Source organism: Streptomyces sp. ICC4 (assembly GCF_003287915.1).
Taxonomy (GTDB): Bacteria; Actinomycetota; Actinomycetes; order Streptomycetales; family Streptomycetaceae; genus Streptomyces; species Streptomyces tritrimontium.
This window is the reverse complement of sequence record NZ_CP030286.1, coordinates 3,920,103-3,937,872: the sequence shown is the minus strand read 5'-3', so window position 1 is coordinate 3,937,872 and position 17,770 is coordinate 3,920,103. Positions and strand designations below refer to the sequence as shown.

The 17,770-nt window shown below is 73.4% G+C and carries 18 protein-coding genes and 1 pseudogene; 13 read left to right on the top strand and 6 right to left on the bottom strand.

The features are described 5' to 3' along the window. On the bottom strand, nt 1-1,845 hold the full coding sequence (locus DRB89_RS18220) for a trypsin-like serine protease (protein WP_204357718.1): 1,845 nt from the start codon (nt 1,843-1,845) through the stop codon (nt 1-3). A gap of 20 nt (nt 1,846-1,865) precedes the next feature. After that, nucleotides 1,866-2,207 carry a hypothetical protein gene (locus DRB89_RS18215; protein WP_162688631.1) on the bottom strand — a complete coding sequence of 114 codons (342 nt, stop codon included), beginning with the start codon at nt 2,205-2,207 and terminating at the stop codon, nt 1,866-1,868. 558 nt (nt 2,208-2,765) lie between these two features. Between DRB89_RS18215 and DRB89_RS18210 the strand changes: the two genes are divergently transcribed. From DRB89_RS18210 to DRB89_RS18185, 6 genes are all read left to right on the top strand, one after another. Beyond that, nucleotides 2,766-3,005 (top strand): hypothetical protein, encoded by a 240-nt coding sequence (locus DRB89_RS18210; RefSeq protein ID WP_112448754.1) that lies wholly within the window; start codon nt 2,766-2,768, stop codon nt 3,003-3,005. Continuing rightward, nucleotides 3,005-3,385, top strand: coding sequence for a fic family toxin-antitoxin system, toxin component (locus DRB89_RS18205; RefSeq protein ID WP_112448753.1), 381 nt, complete (start codon nt 3,005-3,007; stop codon nt 3,383-3,385). The genes DRB89_RS18210 and DRB89_RS18205 overlap by 1 nt, the downstream gene beginning before the upstream one ends. Nucleotides 3,386-3,609: 224 nt before the next feature. Then, a complete protein-coding gene (locus DRB89_RS18200) occupies nt 3,610-3,852 on the top strand; it encodes a protealysin inhibitor emfourin (protein ID WP_112448752.1) in 243 nt (80 codons plus the stop codon). A 68-nt stretch (nt 3,853-3,920) separates the two neighbouring features. Further along, nucleotides 3,921-5,855: a DUF2264 domain-containing protein gene (locus DRB89_RS18195; protein ID WP_112448751.1), complete on the top strand. Its 1,935-nt coding sequence runs from the start codon at nt 3,921-3,923 to the stop codon at nt 5,853-5,855. Nucleotides 5,856-5,906: 51 nt separating this feature from the next. Beyond that, a complete protein-coding gene (locus DRB89_RS18190) occupies nt 5,907-6,203 on the top strand; it encodes a hypothetical protein (protein ID WP_112448750.1) in 297 nt (98 codons plus the stop codon). Continuing rightward, nucleotides 6,187-6,927: a DUF6193 family natural product biosynthesis protein gene (locus tag DRB89_RS18185; RefSeq protein WP_112448749.1), complete on the top strand. Its 741-nt coding sequence runs from the start codon at nt 6,187-6,189 to the stop codon at nt 6,925-6,927. The genes DRB89_RS18190 and DRB89_RS18185 overlap by 17 nt, the downstream gene beginning before the upstream one ends. 55 nt (nt 6,928-6,982) lie before the next feature. Here DRB89_RS18185 and DRB89_RS18180 read toward each other — a convergent pair whose 3' ends face one another. Together DRB89_RS18180 and DRB89_RS18175 are read right to left on the bottom strand one after the other, a co-directional pair. After that, nucleotides 6,983-7,291, bottom strand: a complete 309-nt coding sequence (locus DRB89_RS18180; RefSeq protein WP_112448748.1) for a hypothetical protein — start codon at nt 7,289-7,291, stop codon at nt 6,983-6,985. A 43-nt stretch (nt 7,292-7,334) separates the two neighbouring features. Then, on the bottom strand, nt 7,335-8,453 hold the full coding sequence (locus DRB89_RS18175; protein WP_112448747.1) for a glycosyltransferase: 1,119 nt from the start codon (nt 8,451-8,453) through the stop codon (nt 7,335-7,337). 286 nt (nt 8,454-8,739) lie between these two features. Between DRB89_RS18175 and DRB89_RS18170 the strand changes: the two genes are divergently transcribed. Beyond that, entirely contained in the window at nt 8,740-9,324 is a 585-nt protein-coding gene (locus DRB89_RS18170; RefSeq protein ID WP_112463342.1) for an NAD(P)H-dependent oxidoreductase, read from the top strand. A gap of 64 nt (nt 9,325-9,388) precedes the next feature. Here DRB89_RS18170 and DRB89_RS18165 read toward each other — a convergent pair whose 3' ends face one another. Next, entirely contained in the window at nt 9,389-9,835 is a 447-nt protein-coding gene (locus DRB89_RS18165; protein WP_112448745.1) for an IPT/TIG domain-containing protein, read from the bottom strand. A gap of 204 nt (nt 9,836-10,039) precedes the next feature. Between DRB89_RS18165 and DRB89_RS44620 the strand changes: the two are divergent. Then, nucleotides 10,040-10,138: pseudogene (locus tag DRB89_RS44620) on the top strand (GNAT family N-acetyltransferase); the annotation flags it as partial. Between the two features lie 76 nt (nt 10,139-10,214). Here the strand turns inward: DRB89_RS44620 and DRB89_RS18155 are convergent. Beyond that, nucleotides 10,215-12,425, bottom strand: coding sequence for an MMPL family transporter (locus DRB89_RS18155; protein WP_112463341.1), 2,211 nt, complete (start codon nt 12,423-12,425; stop codon nt 10,215-10,217). A gap of 253 nt (nt 12,426-12,678) precedes the next feature. Here DRB89_RS18155 and DRB89_RS18150 point away from each other — a divergent pair, with 253 nt between their 5' ends. From DRB89_RS18150 to DRB89_RS18130, 5 genes are all read left to right on the top strand, one after another. After that, on the top strand, nt 12,679-13,965 hold the full coding sequence (locus tag DRB89_RS18150; protein ID WP_112448743.1) for a sensor histidine kinase: 1,287 nt from the start codon (nt 12,679-12,681) through the stop codon (nt 13,963-13,965). 50 nt (nt 13,966-14,015) lie between these two features. After that, nucleotides 14,016-14,711 carry a response regulator transcription factor gene (locus tag DRB89_RS18145; RefSeq protein ID WP_112448742.1) on the top strand — a complete coding sequence of 232 codons (696 nt, stop codon included), beginning with the start codon at nt 14,016-14,018 and terminating at the stop codon, nt 14,709-14,711. Between the two features lie 44 nt (nt 14,712-14,755). Continuing rightward, complete coding sequence (locus tag DRB89_RS18140; protein WP_112448741.1) at nt 14,756-15,322, top strand: ferredoxin; 567 nt, start codon at nt 14,756-14,758, stop codon at nt 15,320-15,322. A gap of 366 nt (nt 15,323-15,688) precedes the next feature. After that, the gene (fabV, locus tag DRB89_RS18135) at nt 15,689-16,921 is read left to right on the top strand and encodes an enoyl-[acyl-carrier-protein] reductase FabV (RefSeq protein WP_112448740.1); all 1,233 of its coding nucleotides are present in this window, start codon (nt 15,689-15,691) and stop codon (nt 16,919-16,921) included. Between the two features lie 105 nt (nt 16,922-17,026). Then, complete coding sequence (locus DRB89_RS18130) at nt 17,027-17,644, top strand: hypothetical protein (RefSeq protein WP_162688629.1); 618 nt, start codon at nt 17,027-17,029, stop codon at nt 17,642-17,644. Nucleotides 17,645-17,770 lie beyond the last annotated feature (126 nt).

Genomic DNA, 17,770 nt, shown 5'->3' with positions numbered 1-17,770 from the left:
CTACCGTACGGATCGCTCGTTTCGCGTCTTCCGCGTTTCCCACGTCTTCCGCGCGGCCGCCGGTACGAGGGTGTGCTCGGATCCGAGAGCGGTGTCGCAGTCCGCGTGGAGCGTGGTCTCGCCGTCGGACCAGCGCACGACGAGATCGTCCGGGTGGCCGTTGCCGTTGAAGTCGCCGGCCGTCATCACCGCGGCGTGCGGCCAGGTGCGGCCGGGACCCCGCATCCGCACCGCCTTGCCCAGCCCGGACGGTGAGGTGTCCTGGTACTGGACGAGGCTCCCGTCCGACCGGCGCACCGTCAGGTCCCAGTTGTCGTTCCCGGAGAAGTCCCCGGCCGTCATCACGGCGGCGCCCCGTTTGAGCAGGGCGTTGGGGGCCATCAGGCGGCGCTCCCCGCCGAAGGTTCCCCTGCCGACCCGCGTGTGGCCGGTGACCTCCCCGTCCTGCCAGCGGACCACCACATCGGTGACGGCGCCCGCGGTTCCGAAGGCGCCGCCCACGATCTGCTCGGCGTACCTCCAGTCCGAACCCGCCGGGGCCATTCTGACCTCCCCGCCGAGGCCGGCCGCCCCGCCCACGTCCGGGTACAGGGACGATTCCCCGTCCGACCAGACGACCAGCAGGTCGGACAGGCCGCCGCCCGTGAAGTCGCCGCCCGTGATGGTCTTCGCGTGCTTCCAGGTGCCGTTCGCCGCTTTGAGCCGCCGCTCGCCGGAGAACCCGTTGTCGCCGTCCCCGGCGTAGAGGGTGACCTCCCCGTCGCTCCACACGACGATGAGATCGCGGCGTCCCCGTCCGCGCCCGGTGTAGTCGCCCGAGGCCATCAGCCTCGCGTGCTTCCACGTGGAGCCGTTGCCCATGCCGAAGGGCGGGCGGGGTTGCCGGTATCGGTCCTTCTCGTGGCTGCGCCGGCCGGCCTTCGCGTCCTCGTACAGGGTGAAGAAGTAGCCCGAGTACACCGGGCTGTAGGTGATCCGGTGGTACATCGGATGGCTGCCGGGCACTTTGGGGCCGCCGCCCCAGTGGCCGCCGACGTTGCCGATGATCGTCCCCCGGCCGGTCTTCCTGTCCAGGGAGGAGAACCAGGGTCCGCCCGAGACGCCGCCCCACATTCCGGCGCAGTCGATCCTCATCTGGTGGTAGCCGGCCAGCCGTACCGTGTCGGTGGCGCACCGCACGGCCAGGTCCGGCGGATTGCGGTCGATCTTGGGGTAGCCGATGACGGTGACCCTGTTGTCGAAGCGCGGCGTACGGGCCGGCGTGTTCGCGCCCGTCACGTCCTGGAGCTTCCTGCGCGCATGGCCCGAGACCTTGCCGAAGGCGAAATCGAGGTCCGACGTCGCCGTCACGTCGCCGCTGCCCTTGTTCGCCGCGTACTTGAACCAGTTCTTGACCGGCCAGATCCCGTACGGCTGGGACCGCAGGTTCTTGGACCGGTCGTAGTTCGGCACGAACACCGTGTTGGCGGTGAAGGTGCAGTGGTTAGCGGTGAGGATCAGATCCTTCCCGGGGCTGGCGACCACGCTCGCCGTACAGAAGTGGGCGCGCAGCGAGGAGCCCCGCCCGAACAGCACTCCCACGGTTCTGACGCCCGCGAAATGGGCGGCGGTCCGGCCCACGCCGCGTTCGCCACGGGGCCGCCCGGTGTCTTCCGGCGGCTCGCCGCGGCCCGACACCGGAGTCGCCCCGGCGATCCGCTCCGGCGTCCAGAAGGCCAGTGCCTCGGCCACCGCCCGCTGGTCCGCGTCCCGCGCCGGAGCTGCCGGGGCGGCGGCAGTCCCGGTCATCAGCAGGACGGCGGAGGCCGCGGCCACCAGCGGTCCACGCATGCTCGTACGACGCACAGCGCGCATTCCTTCCGTGTCTAATGAACCGGCCCGGTGATCGCGCGGCGGCGGAGCCACCAGACCGTGCCCGCCGCGGCGCCGGCGAGGGCGAGGCCTCCGGCGCCGTACACCCGGAGGTCCGGACCGGCGCCCGCGGGTGAGGTGGACGGGGACGACGGGTCCGCGCACGGGGCCGGATCCGTGCGGGCCGCCACCTTCAGTACGCCGGCCAGCGGTCGGCCCTCGCTGTCCTTGCGCCCCGGCACCCGCACGGGATAGAGCCCCGGGGCGACGTCACACCGCACCCGGGCCATTCCTCCCACGGCCGCCCTCCCGTATTCCTCGGTGACGAGGCTTCGGGCGAAAGCAGCGGAAAGCACGCTCCAATCCGCGCGCTCGACCCAGTCGCCGCCGGAAAACAGGAAAACCTCCACCGCGTCGCCAGGGCGAACGGCACCCATGGGCAGGGACAGTACCGTTTCCGTGGATTCCAATGGCGGAGGCGGACCGGCGCGGATGCCGGGCGGTGCGGGCGCGTCCGATTCCGCGTGCGCCACCAAGGAAGCTGATGCTGTCACGACACAGAAAACGGCGGTCAGGGCCGCGATTCCCGCCCGTGGCACGGGCCGTGGACCTTTCCGCCATGGAATGCGCGCACGTGGAATGCGCGCACGGGGAATGCGAAAGCCGGCGCGCCCGGGACTTCCTGATGAACCGTCGGCCATCCGGGATCGTCCTTTCGCGCGACTCCGCAACCGGCTGGGAAATGCGCGGCCGTCGCGCGTTCATGATAGGCCGGAGAATTCTCCGCGACGGCAAACACCCCGGCCCACGGCGGCCCCCGTGTCGCGCCCCCCGTGTCGCGGCGTCACCGTGTCAGGAGCCCCCGCCGCCCGATATCCTGGCAGGCGTTGGTAACAGCTGTTACCGTGTGCGGTATGGCGAAGACACAGCTGGGCGCACGAGTGGACCAGGACGTCGCGGAGCTCGCGAAGAAGCGTGCCGCGGATCTGGGGCTGAGCATCGGGGACTACCTCGCCCGACTCGTCCAGGACGATGCGAGCGGCCTGCGCGCACGCGGCGTCGAGGCGGCCGCCCGCTTCCTCGCGGAGCACCAGAGCGTCTTCGACGAGGCCGAGGACGGGCAGCGCGAGGGTTCGGGAGCGCGCGCAGCCTGATGGAACTGCACATCGACGTCCCCTGGATCCTGCGCGTCGCCGAAGTCGCGGGCGCAGACGACCCGGCTCCCGACGACTACGGAGTCCCCGTGGCGGCGGTCGCCCGCCACCGCGCCGAGCTCTTCGAAGAGCCGGTCTACGAGGGCCCCTACGCGAAGGCCGCCGCTTTGGTGCACACCTTGGGCCGCTGTCGCTGGCTCGAACGCTCCAACCTCGCCGTGGCCGCCGCGACCGGTGTCATGTACCTGGGCGCCGCCGGCATCGCGGTCAAACCCACCCGCGACGACGCCATCGCACTGAAGGACCTCCTCCTCGACCCGGGGTGCACCGCCGAGCGGATCTCCGCCGTGCTGCGTTCCTGGCCCACCGCCGCCGGCTGACGCGGAGGTGGAGGGCGCCGGCGCCGTTCGGCCCCGCTCGACCGGTCGCCCGTCGGCCGGACACCGTTGAAATCGAGCCGTTGGCGTCGCTCCCGGCATTCCGCGGGGGAGGACCGGCCGATCCGGGGCAAGCGCGTCCAGGACCTCACGGGGTCCCGCCGGTGGCCGAAGGGCCGGTGCGCGCTCCCCGTGAGCACGGATCCGACTTCCGAAGGAGAACGGCCATGCTGATCACCGTCAGTCGCTCAGGGGGCTTCGCCGGCGTGGACAAGGTGCGGAAGATCGACACCTCCGTCCGGCGGGACGCCGCGGAATGGGAAGACCTCGTGCGGCGCGTCCTGCCGTCCGTGGCGGACGGCTTCCACTACCGGATCACGGTCGACGACCAGGTGATCGACCTCGACGAGACGGTCCTGACCGGTGATCAACGGGAGCTGATCCGAGCGGTCCTCGGTGAAGGAGCCTGATCCGCCGTCACCTTCACGAATCGACTTCACCGCACCCGCCGACAGCGAGGGGCTGGCAGCATCCCCGCATGAGCATGCACGGACTGCCCCGCGAAGACCGCGAGTCGAGCCCGCACACCGGCTACACCCGCGCGCACTGGGAGGCAGCCGCCGACGGGCTGTTGCGTGCGGCGTGGCGGTGGGCCACGCCGCGCGGAGCCCTGCTCGACCTGCCGGGACCGGCTTCTGCCTCCGGGGTGCGCTCGGACGGGCTCGAGGGGTACGCCCGTACCTTCCTCGCCGCGGCGTTCCGGGTGGCCGGCGCCGGGGGAGCGGACCCGTCCGGCTGGCTGGAGAGGTACGCCGACGGGCTGGCGGCGGGGACCGCGGCACCCGGCCGTGACGATGCGGAGTCCTGGCCGGTCATCCGAGACATCCACGCGAAGGGCCAGCCGATGGTCGAGTCGGCCTCGGTGGCCCTCGGGCTCCGGCTGACCAGGCCGTGGCTGTGGGACCGCCTCGACGGCGCGGTGCGGGACCGGACCGAGGAGTGGCTGCGGGGCGCACTGCGCCACGTGCCCGCACCCAACAACTGGTACCTCTTCCCCTTCACCGTGGCCGGCTTCCTGGAGTCGGTGGGGCGCGGCGACGCGGAGACGGCCCGGGCCCGCAGGCTCGGCTTCGAGCTGCTGGAGGGCTGGTACCGGGGCCAGGGGTGGTACGCCGACGGCGACGGCCGGGCCTTCGACCACTACAACGGCTGGGCGCTGCACCTGTATCCGGTGCTCGACGCGCATCTTGCCGTCCGGTCCGGCCCGTCCGATCCGTCCGGTCCGGCGGCCCCGCACGGCGACCGGCTGCGGACGCACCTGGACAGCCTGTCGCTGCTCTTCGGGGCGGACGGGGCGCCGATCCACTTCGGGCGCTCGCTGACCTACCGCTTCGCCGCCGCGGCCGCCGTCGGCCTGGGATCCGTCACCGGCCACACCCCCCTCACCCCCGGCACCTCGCGCAGGCTGATCAGCGGATCGCTGCGGTACTTCCTCGACCGGGGCGCCGTCGACGACGAAGGCCTGCTCAGCCTCGGCTGGCACGGCCCGCACGGGGCGACCCTGCAGCCGTACTCCGGGCCGGCCTCGCCGTACTGGGCGTCCAAGGCCTTCGTCTGCCTGCTCGCCCCGGCGACGCACCCCCTGTGGACGGCGACGGAGGAGACCGCCCCCAGCGAGGGCCCCGACCGGGTGCTCGCGCTGGCGGCGCCCGGGCTGCTGATCCAGACCACCCGCGCCGACGGGATCGTACGGCTGCACAACCACGGGAGCGACCACGTCGGGCCGGACGAGTCGCAAGCGGCCGCGGACGAGGACCCGCTCTACGCCCGCCAGGCCTACTCCACCCGCACCGGCCCCACCGCGCGTACCGACGCCCCGGACAACCACCTCGCCGTGGTGGTGGCGGGCCTGCGCAGCGCCCGGCGCCGGATCCACCCGCTGGGGGCCGGGCACGGGGACGGCTGGGGCTGGGCGGCGTCCTGGCACCGTCCGGTCTTCCCGGGCGGCTTGCCCACGCCGCCGGGCCTGCGGGTGGAGAGCGTCACCGTCGTCCGGGGCCGCCACGAACTGCGCGTACACCGGGTGCACGGGGCCCCGTACGGCGCCCGCGTGGAGCAGACCGGCTGGGCCACGGGCCCCGGCGAGCCGCTGCGCTCGGAGCTCCACCCGCTGTACGGGTGGGACGTGGGGGACGAGGCCGGGGCGCCCGCCGGGACCGCCTTCACCCGGTGGGCCCGCGTGCCGCGCCTGACGGCCGGGGCCGGGGCCGGGGGAAACGGCCTGTACGTGGCGCTGGCCGCGCTCACCGGAAGGCCGGACCAGGTACCGGACCCGGTGGCCGTGGCGGCCGCGGTGGTCACCGAGGTGGGGGCGGACGACGGGTCCCTCGAAGTGCGCTGGGCGCAGGACGGATCGCTGACCCGCGTCACCTTCGACCCCCTCCGCGTGGAGCGTCTGCCCCCGCGCGAGTGAGCGGCGCGCCGTTGTCGCGACGGGGGCGAGCGTTCGTGCTTGGCTGGTTCCATGACCGAAGCCCGCACGATCCAGCGGCTGATCCGGCTCGCCGCCGGTCTGCCGCTGGTGCTCGCCCCACTCCTGCTCACCACGAGCCCCGCGCACGGGGACCCCACGCCCACCGCGAGCCCCTGCGCGGCCGTCACCGTGCCCGAGGGCCACGCCTGCGTGCCCGACCCCAAGCAGTGCTTCACCACCCCTTGCCCCCAGTACACGGTCGTCCCGCTCCCGGAGACCGAGCGGACACCGCTGGTCAGGGCGATAAGCGGCTCGGGCACAATCGGGAACCATGACCACTCGCCCTGACCCCGCTGTCCTCTACCCCGACGTCGTGGCCCGCGGCAGCCTCGCCGAGGCGCTGCGAGCCGAGGCACAGGGGCGGCTCGGCACTTCCCCCGTCACCCCCGAGGACTGCACTCCGTTGATCTTCGCGGACGTCGCCAGTACCGTTCCGCACCGCGAACCGCTGGAGATCCGGGCCTCGTGGAGCGAGCGGAGGTGGTCGATCCGCGGCAAGGAGCGGTACGAGGACGCGACCCTCTTCGACGGCGGGACGGATGACCTGGCCGAGCTCGTCAGGGCCGCCCAGGCGTGGCGCGACGGGGCATCCCTGACCGACATCCGCCGGGCAGCCCCCTTCGTACACCTGACCGGACGGTGCGAGGTGCCCGACGGCGATCCCGGGCGCATGGTCGAGGCGGAATGGCAGTTCATGCGCCGGCAGGCGGCGGAACTGGAGTACGACTGGCAGGCGACGTACCAGGCCCTGATCGAGGCGGCGTACGCCGAGCCGGCGCTGCGCGCCCTCTACCCGTTCACGAGCCACTGGGCGCTGCGCTTCTCGAGCATCACCCGGCCCGGCCTGGAAATCGTCGGATCGAGCCTGTGCGCGAACGGCGACGGCACGTACGGGCTGGGCCGGGGGTTCATGACGATGGACCTCGGCACGTTCTCCACACCACAGGAGGCAGTGGCGCTGGCCGTACGCCACCTGCCGGACGGCCTCGGCCCGGTCACGCGAGGGGTGTGACCCCGCGCGTGCCGGGACCTGTGCGGCGGAGCCGGCGGTCGTCCGGACCGGGCTGTCAGGGGCCGTGGAGCTCGGTCTCCCACGCTTCGAACGGAGGCTCCACCCGGTACCCGGGATCCAGGCTGCGGCGGATCCACTGGGCGGCGCGGTACTGGGCGTCGCCGTCGTTGAGCGTCTGCCCGTGATCGTCGACTTCGAGGACGTTCGCGAAGATCGCGAAGATCATTTCGAGGTCCGAGCCGAACTCGAGCAAGTGGGCGCGGTAGTCGATCCCCTCGAGCAGATCGACGTCCAATGTGCCGTTGCCCAGGTAGAAGGCGAAGAACCGGAGAGCGGCCCGTACATCTGTCGGAAGGTGTGTCACGAGACCATCTTCCGTGTCGGGAGCGCGGGACGGGCGCCGGGTCCTACCTGAGGGCTTCGAAGGAGGCGACGAGGTCGGCGGGGGAGGGGAGCGCGGTGATGTCGGTCTGCGCGGCGGCGGCGGCCTTGCGGAGGTCCTCGTCGGTGATGAGGCGGTCGAGCAGTGCGGCGTCCACGGTGTCGCCGCTCGCGCGCAGGGCGAAGCCCAGGCCCGTGGCGGCACCGACGTTCACGAAGTGGTCGGCGCCCTGCGGGAGGATCAGCTGGGGGACGCCCCGGGCGGCCGCGGTGAGCATGGTGCCGGAGCCGCCGTGGTGCACGATCGCGTCGGCGGTGTCCAGCAGCTGGGCCAGCGGCACCCAGGGCAGGGGGCGGACGTTGGCGGGAAGGGTGCCGAGCGGGCTCAGGTCGGTGTCGCCGACGGCGAGGAGGAACTCGGCGTCGACGGAGGCGGCTTCGGCGATCACCCGGCTGACCGGACTGACGCCCGCGAAATCGGGCACCACCGTCCCGAGGGTGACGATGATCCGGGGCCGGGAGCCACGGGCCACGAGATCGCGGGGCAGGGTGCCGCCGCCGTTGTACGGCACGTAGCGGACCCGCCAGCCGGTGCCGTCCCCGCCGAGGGAGGCGGGCACGACATCGAGGACCGTGCGGGTGGCCGGACCCTCGACCTCGCGGACCCGGTACTCGTCCGCCAGGAGATCGGCGAGCATGCCGACCATGGCGAAGCCGGACATCACGCCGAAGTTGTGCACCACGGCGGGTATGCCGAGTGCCGTCGAGACGAGCGGCGCGGCAGGCTGGAACGCGTCGTGGACGATCACGTCCGGCCGCCAGGCGGTGGCGACCGCGAGCAGGTCGTCGATGGTGACCCGGCCGTGTTCGGCGAAACCGACCGCTGCCTGCCGCAGGATGTCCTCCAGGCTGGTGTCGTCCGTGACGAACTCCGGGTCCCTGCCGTCCGAGACGCGCCGGAAGGCCTCGATCAGGGTCGCGCCGTCGCCTATCTCGACGGTGGGCAGGCCGGTCTGCCGCAACTGGTCGAGCGGGGCCGAACCGGCGAACAGCACCTCGTGCCCGGCGGCCTGGAGCGCCTGGGCGGTCGGCACCATCGGGAACAGGTGGCCCGCCGCAGCGGGACCGGTGAACAGGATGCGCACGGTGGTACTCCTCGGGTGGAGCTGCTCTTTGATTCCTCTGACAGATCATCGAACGATTCGCCTCCGCGTCAGATTCCGCTGAGATAGACGAGTTTCGGCCGATTCCGGGGGTGGTCGCGGGCCTCGCGAACCCCCCGCGCGCCCGGACGCGCGAGTTCCGCGGCACCGCGCGGAGGGGCGCCCCCGCCGCCGGAATACCGGCCTGTCGGCGGCGGTTGGAGGCGAGGAACCCCACCGCGACCCGGGGCGCGGCCGATGGCGCCCCGGACTGACATGGAGCGTGCCCGTGGCCCGATCGTTCCTCTTCCTCCTCGGCAGCGCCCGAGCCGAGGGCAACGCCGAGCTCCTGGCCCGTGCCGCGGCGGAGCAGCTGCCGGGCGACACCGAGCAGCGCTGGCTGGACCTCTCGCGGCTCCGGCTGCCCGACTACCAGGACGTGCGCCACGCGGGCGGGACGTGGCCGCGGGAGGAGAGCGACGAGGCGCTGCTGCGGGAGGCGACGCTCGCCGCCACCGACGTCGTGATCGCCTCACCGCTGTACTGGTATTCCGTGTCGTCCTACGCCAAGCGCTACCTCGACCACTGGTCGAAGTGGCTGGTCACCCCGGACCCGGGCTTCAAGGAGAAGATGGCCGGCCGCACCTTGTGGGGAGTGACGGCCATGGCGCACAGCGAGGAGGTCGTCGCCGAGCCGCTGGTCCTCACCCTGCACCACAGTGCGGCCTACATGGGCATGCGGTTCGGCGGCGTACTGCTCGGCAACGGCTCCCGGCCCGGCCAGGTGCTCGCCGACGAGCGGGCGGCCGCCCGGGCCAAGGCGTTCTTCGCCCGGGAGGCACCCCTCGCCCGGTTCCCTTACGAGGAGGGGTGACGAGGCGGGCGGCCGGGCCGGCACCCGGCCCCGCCCCGCCCCCCCGTGGCTCAGTCCCCGTGGCTCAGTCCACGTAGGTGAAGGGGAGCGGCGCCGTGAGCTGCCCGCAGGGGGTCGCCGCGAAGACGGAGACGGTCGCCGCCGCGGGCCATTCGGGGGCGACGGCGATCAGGGCGCTGTCGCTGAGGGCCACCACGCCGGTGGCCTCCCGTCCCGTGAAGCAGCCGTCGGGTCCCAGGGAGCCGAAGAGCACCCGGGTGTAGGGAGTCAGGCCGGTGCCGCTCAGGGTGACGGAGATGCCGCCGCTCTTGGGCCCGGTGTCCGGCTGGAGGGCGACGAGCTGCCCCTGCGGGGCCTCGGTGGGCGAGCCCGGGTGGACGGGTAGGGCGGCGGGTGAGCAGCGCGCCGGCCCGTCGGCCTCGGCGCGCGGGGCGGAGTGGACGAGTTGCAGGCTGCACAGGGTCAGCGAGGCGAGCAGGACGCCCAGGGAGCGGCGGCGGACACGGGTCAAGGCGGTGCCTCTCGGCGGAGGGGGCGGGGTCGGAGGAACCCCGGATCCGCCCCATCATGCGGAAGCCGTGGTCGCTGAAGCCAGGACAAACAGGCTGATGTCGCACAATAGGGTCCGGCGCACGTCCCGTGCCGTCCCTGCCGTCCCTGAGTTGGCGCGGGCGCACCCGCACCGCGCGTACTGGCTGATCGCGCGGAGGCCGTCCGCAGGGTGTGGCTGCACACCAACTCCGACGACCACCCGAGCGCGCCCCTCAACTACCGACGCCGGGGGCTGCGCGTCTACCGCACCGAGACCGTCGAGTGGCGCACGGACCCCGGGCCGGAACCCGCACCCGGTCACAGGGGCGGCCGGCTCGACCCCGTGACCGGCCCCGCTCTCAGTGCGCCGTGGCCCTGGCCGGTTCCGGTGACGGTGCGGGCGTACGGTGCGGCGGGTACTCGGTCGGCGTGGGCCCGGGGCGGACCGGCCACCACATGGCGCGGCCGAGGATGACGGCCAGGGCGGGGACCAGCACCAGCGAGAGGACCAGCGCGGAGAGCATGATGCCGAGCGCCATCGCGAAGGCGACCTGTTCGCTTCCCGGGGTCGTGGCCAGGGTGGCGAAGGAGCCGGCCAGCACCAGCCCGGCCGTCGCGATGGCCGGTGCCGTGTGCCGGACCGCCCGCGCCACCGCGGCCCGGGCCGGGCCCGGGCGCCGCATCTCCTCGCGGATCCGGTCGGCGATCAGGATGTTGTAGTCGGTGCCCAGTGCGACGACGAACAGGAACAGCACCAGCGGAAGGGTGAAGTTGACCCCCGGTTCACCGAGGACGTGCTGGAACAGCAGGGTGGCGGCGCCGAGGGCGGCGGCGAAGCCGAGTCCGACCGAGAGCAGCAGGACAACCGGCGCCGCCACGCTGCGCAGGAGCAGCAGCAGGATCAGTGCGATCAGCGCGGCCGCGACCGGGAACACGATCCTGAGGTCGTGGTCGACGGCGGTCTCGACGTCGGCGAGTATCGCCGGCGTCCCGCCCACGTGCGCCGTCGTCCCGGCCGGCGCGTGCTGGGCGGCCACGGCCCGGATCGGGCCGGAGGCCAGGTCGCGGGCCTCCCGGCTCTGCGGGTCGGCGGTCGGGTAGAGGTCGATGCGGGCGGCGCGGTGGTCCTCGTTCAGGACGGTCCCCGCGACCTGGCCCACGCCGTCGACCCGGGAGAGCGCGCCGGAGAGCCCGTCGAGTCGGGCGGTGGTGAGCGCGCCGCCGTCCGTGGCGGTGACGAAGACGCTCGTCGGGTCGGACACCCCCGCCGGCAGCGTGCGGGCGATCTCGGCCGCGGTGGCCGCCGCGGGGGTCGGGTCACCGGTGCCGCCCCGGCCGTAGTCCATGCGCATCCCGGTCAACCCGGAGGCCAGTACGGCCAGCAGGGCGACGGAGGCGGCCAGCAGCGCCAGCGGCCGTCGCGCGACCAGTGTGCCGAGGCGGGCGGCAAGGCCTTCCTTCGGCTCGCGGCGCAGGGCCCGGGAGGGCCAGAACATCTTGCGCCCGGCGGCCGCGAGCAGCGCCGGCATCAGCGTGAGGCTGCCGAGCAGCATCACCAGTACCGCCACCGCGATCGCGGGGCCCAGCGAGCGGAACTGCCCGAAGGTCGCCAGCCCCAGCGTGGCGAACGCGGCCACGATGGTCAGCGCCGCCGAAGTGATGGCGGCACCCACCCGGCCGGAGACCTGCAGGGCCGCCTCGCGGGCGGGCTGCTCGGGCCGGGCGCGCAGTTGTTCGCGGAAGCGGAACAGCAGGAACAGCAGGTAGTCGATGCCGATGCCGAGCAGGACCACATTGATCAGCCCCGGGGTGCCCGCGTCGAGCTTGCGCCCGGTGAGCAGCGCGGCACCCGCGACGGCTCCGCCCGCCACGCCGCCGATCACGGCGACCGCGAGCAGCGGAAGCAGTGCCGCCAACAGGCTGCGGAACACCAGCACGTTCAGCAGGACGATGAGCACCGTGACGAGGGCGCCCCCGACCTTCGTGGCGGTCTCGTGGGCGTCGGCGGTGTCGACGGAGTCGGCGAGCCCCCCGGTGAAACCGGTGCGCATCCCCGCCTCGGAGAACTGCGCCCGGGCGGCGTCCCGGAAGGTCCGGTAGACGCCCTGGACCCCCTTGTCCGCGGGGTTCCCGGCCAGTTGGACGGAGAGCAGTTCGAAACTCCGGTCGGGCGCCGTCATCGCCGGTGAGATCCGCGGCGTCTGGGAGCGGTCAGGGACCAGGAACGCCGGGACGTCCTCCTCCTCGGGCATGACCACGCGGCGTTGGGCCAGCTTCGCCGCCTCGGCCGCGATCCGCTGCCGGTCGGCGTCGCTGAGGGCCTTGCCGTCGGACCGGGCGACGAGCAGCGTCGCAGTGGTGGCGTCGGGGTCCGCCCCGAACTCCTCCTCGGCGATCCGCAGCGCGGCGGCCGAGTCGTAGCCGCGGGGAAGGAAGTCCCCGGTCTGGTGCTGGGTGACGCGGGCGGTCAGCATCGGGGTCAGGGCGGCCAGGGCGATGCCCAGCAGCACCCAGAGGGCTATGACCTTCCAGGGGTGTCTGGTGGAGCATCCGGTCAGGGCGCGGATCACGTTGTCCTCCGGCGGACGGACTTGAGTGCGGACTTCTGCCGGGGGCTCCCGGCCGGTCTCCAGACCATCACCGCGAGGGGCAGGCGGGCGTCGTGGCAGCGGATGATCCACACCGGGGCCCCGGGTCCCTCCCCGGCCCGCGACCAGGACCCTGCTCCCAGATGGCCTCGCCCTTGCCGCCGATGCCGCCGCCACGACCGCTGTGCGACCCTTTTGTGAGAGGCCGGGAGGCCGGAAACAGGGGGGATCAGACATGCTCAGGAGCCGATACGGCGCGCCCGGCGACGATGTCCGGGAGCCGCGGCACACCGACGGCGACGGCGACGGCGACGGGCACGGCGACGGCGACAACCCGCCGTGGACCCGCAACGACGCCCTCCTGACCGGCGGGGCCTGCGCGCTGAACCTGCTCAGCTACGCGCTCTTCAACGACCCGGACGGCCGACACGACGCGAGCGTGGCCGGGTTCCTCCTCGTCGCGCTGGCGGCCCTGCCCCTGCTCGCCCGGCGCAGCCACCCGGTGGCGGCCTTCGCCGCCGTCCTGGCGCTCGACCTGACGGCCGCCGTGGCCGTGCCGCTGCCCAGCCACTTCGGAGCCGTCCTGGTGGTCGCCCTGTACTCGGTGGCCAGGGCCCGCCCCGGCCGGGTCACGGCGGCGGCCTCCGTGGCGACGGCATTGCTGATGGTGCTGAGCCAGGGCATCGGCCGGACGCCGCCGTGGCAGGAGACCGTCAGCCCGGCCCTCTCCACCCTGATCGTGGTCGGCGCCGCCATGGCGGTCAACCGCTGGCAGCGGGAGGTGGCGGCCAACCGCAGCCTGCTCGCCGACCGGGCGGTCGCCGATGAACGCCGCCGCATCGCACGGGAGTTGCACGACATCGTGGCCCACCACATCACCACCATGCAGCTGATGGCCGGCGGAGCCCGGGCCAACCTCGCCGAACCGGAGGTGGTCCGGGACGCCCTGGTCACCCTGGAGGCCTCCGGGCGGCTCGCGCTGCGCGAGATGCGCCAACTCCTGGACGTACTGCGGGCCGACGACGAACCGGAGGGCGCGCCGTCGCTGCCCCAGCCCGGTGCCGACGACCTCGACCGCCTGGTGGCCGAGTCCCGCGGCGCCGGACTGTCGACCGAGTTCACCGTCCGCGGGGCGCCGCGTCCGCTGCCGCCGACCCTCGGCCTCACGGTGTTCAGGATCGTCCAGGAGGCCCTCACCAACGCCCGCAAGCACGCGGGGCCCGCGCGCGCGACCGTACGGCTGACGTACCACCCGCGACGGATCGCCGTCGAGGTACGGGACGACGGAGGGGGCGCACCGCCCCCGGAGGGGGCGCCGGCGGCGGGCTCGGGCGGTTACGGCCTGATCGGCATGCGCGAGCGCGTCGCCCTGCACGGCGGCACCCTCACGGCGGGCCCGCAGGCCGACGGCGGATTCGCCGTGACGGCAGACCTCCCGCTGACCGCGGACGAGGCGGCGGAGACTGCGGAGACGGCCGTGACGGCCGTGACGGCCGTCCGGCACGAGGGAGCACACCGATGACCGCAACCGGGCCGACGACAACGCAGCCGACGACGACACAGCCGACGCCGATGCCGCCACCGGCACGGATCAGGGTGCTGATCGTGGACGACCAGCCGCTGGTCCGGCGCGGCCTGTCGCTGATCCTCGCCCCCGACCCGTCCTTCGAGGTGGTGGGAGAGGCCGAGAACGGCGCCCAGGCCGTCACCCTCGCCGGTCAACTGCGCCCCGACGTCGTGGTGATGGACATCCGCATGCCCGTCCTCGACGGGGTCGCCGCGACCGGGGAGATCGCCGCCACCGTGCCCGGCTGCCGGGTCCTGGCCCTGAGCACCTTCGACATGGACGAGTACGTCGTGGGCGCCCTGCGCGCCGGGGCGTACGGGTTCCTGCCCAAGGACAGCTCCCCGGAGGAGCTGAGCGCGGCGATCCACACCGTCCACGCCGGCGAGGCCGTGGTCGCGCCGCGCCTGCTCATGGGGCTGATCTCCACCTACGTACGGGCCCCCCGCGGCGCACTGCCGGAACTCACGGGCCTGGACGGACTCACCCCCCGCGAGGTCGAGGTGTTGCGCCTGCTGGCCACCGGCCTCGACAACACCGGGATCGCCCGCGCCCTGGACATCAGCCCCTCCACGGTCAAGAACCACATCACCAGCATCTTCGACAAGCTCTCCGTCCGTGACCGCGCCCAAGCCGTCATCGCGGCCTACGAATCGGGCCTGGTCACCGCCCGCCCACCGGCCGGGCACCAGACGCGCTCCTAGGGGGTGGGTCTCGGATCTCGCCGGTCGCTGGCTACCCTGCCGCTGTGGAGACCTACTTCGATCCCGTGCCCCTGCTCGGCGACGCGCGCGTGGTCTTCCGCGGCGAGTGGACGGAACGGAAGTGGCTGAACGTCCCCGGTCCGTTCTACGGGGCCGACACCGACAACTGCGGCACCGGCCGGATCCACGCACCGGAACTCGTGCTCTACGAGGCCGAGCACTTCACCGAGTACGTCCACCGCCAGCCGCGGACGGAGGCTGAGCTCCGGCGGCTGGTCGACGCCGCCGAGGACGATCCGATGATGGGCTACGGCTGCGACGGGGACGCGCACTGGACTCCGGCAGCGGTCCGGGAGTGGTGGCGCGACCGGGGCAGGATCCGGGAGTACCTGGCGGGTCAGCGCGCCCGGTTCGAGGCCGATGACGCGAAGTCGGGGCAGGGTACGGCCGCTGCCGCCCGCGACTACGCCGCGTACCTCGACGGCGGCCTCGCCCCGCACCTGCGGGTCTACCTCTTCTGGCTCGAAGAGCGGCGCCCGCCGACGCCGGCGGACCTGCTGCCGCAGCTCTCCCTGCCGGCCGGAGCGGCGGCACCCGCTCCCGGGCCGTGAGGTCGAACGCCGGTTCCACAGGGGGGCTTTGGCCGACCATACGACCCGGACCATGCGACGCGGACCGTACGCGGACCGGACACGGCACGGCCGCAGGGGACACCGACAAGAATCCGCGGCCACTTCTGGCGAAGATCACCATCACCGGGCCGGGCCGCCCTCACCCAGGATGTGAGCAGGGCCCATCCGGTGCGGGACCCGGGGGCGGAGACCGCCTCGGCTGGTCACCGCGCCGGAGGGCGAGTTCGGCACCGTCAGCCCCGACGGGGCCACCGGCCGGCCGGAAACCGCCGACGTCGTCCGCCGTCGCGTGGAACCGCCCGTCACCGAGGCGACCACGATCCCCGCACCCGAAGGACCCCACAAGTGAGCCTCCGCGAGATCAAGCCCGGCAACCGCGGCTACCTCTACGTCAACAGCCATCCGACCGGCTGCAAAGCAGTGGTCGACCGCATGTGGCAGCAGGCACCGGACCCCGTCGGCGACCGGCCCGGCCCGGTCGCCCTCGTCATCGGCTCCAGCGCCGGCTACGGACTCGCCGCGACCCTGGTCGGCCTGCGCGCCCACCGGATGCGCGGACTCGGCATCGCCTTCGAGGCCGCCGAGACCGAGCGCCGCACGGCCGGCGCCGGCTGGTACCGCACCGCCCGGGCCGCCGAACTCGCCGCCGAGACCGGCGCCGACTTCACCTTCCTCAACGGCGACGCCTTCTCCGACGCCGTCAAGGACGAGGCCGCCGACCGGCTCGCCACCCGCTTCGGCGCGATCGACCTGCTCATCTACAGCATCGCCGCCCCGCGGCGCACGGACCCGCTGACCGGCGAGGTCCACCACTCCGCCATCAAGCCGCTCGGCGCCGACTACCGGGCCAAGACCCTCGTGTTCGAGGACGGCACCCCGCGGATCGGCGAGATGCGCCTGGAGGCCGCGGACGAGGCCGAGCGCGACGCGACCGTACGGGTCATGGGCGGCGCCGACTGGGAGATGTGGATCGACACCCTGCAGTCCAGGGGCCTGCTCGCCGACGGCTTCCGGACCGTGGCCCTCTCGTACGTCGGATCCGACATCACCGCCCCCATCTACCGGGCCGGAACCATCGGCGCCGCCAAGCAGGACCTGGAGGACACCGCCCGCACCCTCGCCGCCCGGCTCAAGGGCACGGGCCACGCCTACACCGTCGTCGCGGGCGCGGCCGTCACCCAGGCCTCCACCGCCATCCCGAGCATCGCGCTCTACACCAGCATCCTCCACCGCGTCGCCGGTGACGGCTGGCAGACCACCGTCGACCAGGCGACGGCCCTGTGGAGCCGGCTCGCCGGCGACGCCGAACTCGGACTGGACGACCAGGACCGCATCCGGCTGGACGACTGGGAGATGGCTCCGGGAGTCCAGGCTGCCGTCCGCGCGGCCTGGGACCAGGCCGACACCGACACGATCGGGACCGGCGCGGACACCGGTTGGTTCCGCGACCAGGTCGGCCGGCTCTACGGCTGGGACGTGCCCGGCGTCGACTACGAGGCCGTGGCCGAGACCACGGTCCCGTGGCCCGAACCCGCTGGGGCCGGTCAGCCAGCAGGGAGGCATTTCAGGTCATTGTGACCGGAGGCCCGGCCGACGCGGCGGAGCCACCCCAGGCTGGAACGGAGCCCCGGCCCTGCCGGGACGGGGCATCGTGATCGAGATGCGCAGGGGGAAGGGGAAACCGTGGGGGTACGCACATGGATGCGAGGGGGCGGCGTCGTGGTGGGGGCCGCGGTGCTGGCGGTCGGCGTGGCGTCGGTGCCGGCCGGGGCCGCCGACCAGTGGCGGCCGAGGCCGGGGACGCTGTACATCTCCGACCTGCCCAAGACCGAGTCGTGGCGCGCGGCCCCGGTCTCGCGGGGCTGGGGCGCCGCGTACGACTGCCTGGCGGGCTGGCCGCAGGAGCGGCCCGAGGTGAACGTCTGGAACCGTGATTTCACCACGGCGGAGACCGCGTTCGCCCAGCAGAAGGTGGTGGCCTTCGCCACGGAGGCCGAGGCCATCGCGTTCGCGGCCGCGACCCGACAGCGCTATGCCGACTGCCCGAACCGCCCGCAGGAGCCCGGCGTGACCGCGACGGGCTTCGACCACGGAGTCGTGGACGTGGAGGAGGGCGCCACCCTCCAGGGGATGCGCACCTTCAACGCCAACGCCCATGAGCGCCCCGACTTCAATTACCTGTGGGGCGTGGGCCGGGACGGGGACACCGTGACGCTGGTCCTGTGGTCGAGCTACTGGGGCGATCCGCCCGTGGCCGCTTGGAAGAACACGCTGCGGACCGCGGTGAACAAGCTGTACTGAGCACGACGGCGCCGGGCGGGAACGCACCGCCCCTGCCCGGCGCCGACCGGCCGCGCTGGAGGGGCCCGTGACGCGAGCACGGGTGCCGTTTGGCGCGGTTTCATCCCATTCGCCGCTACGTTGTTC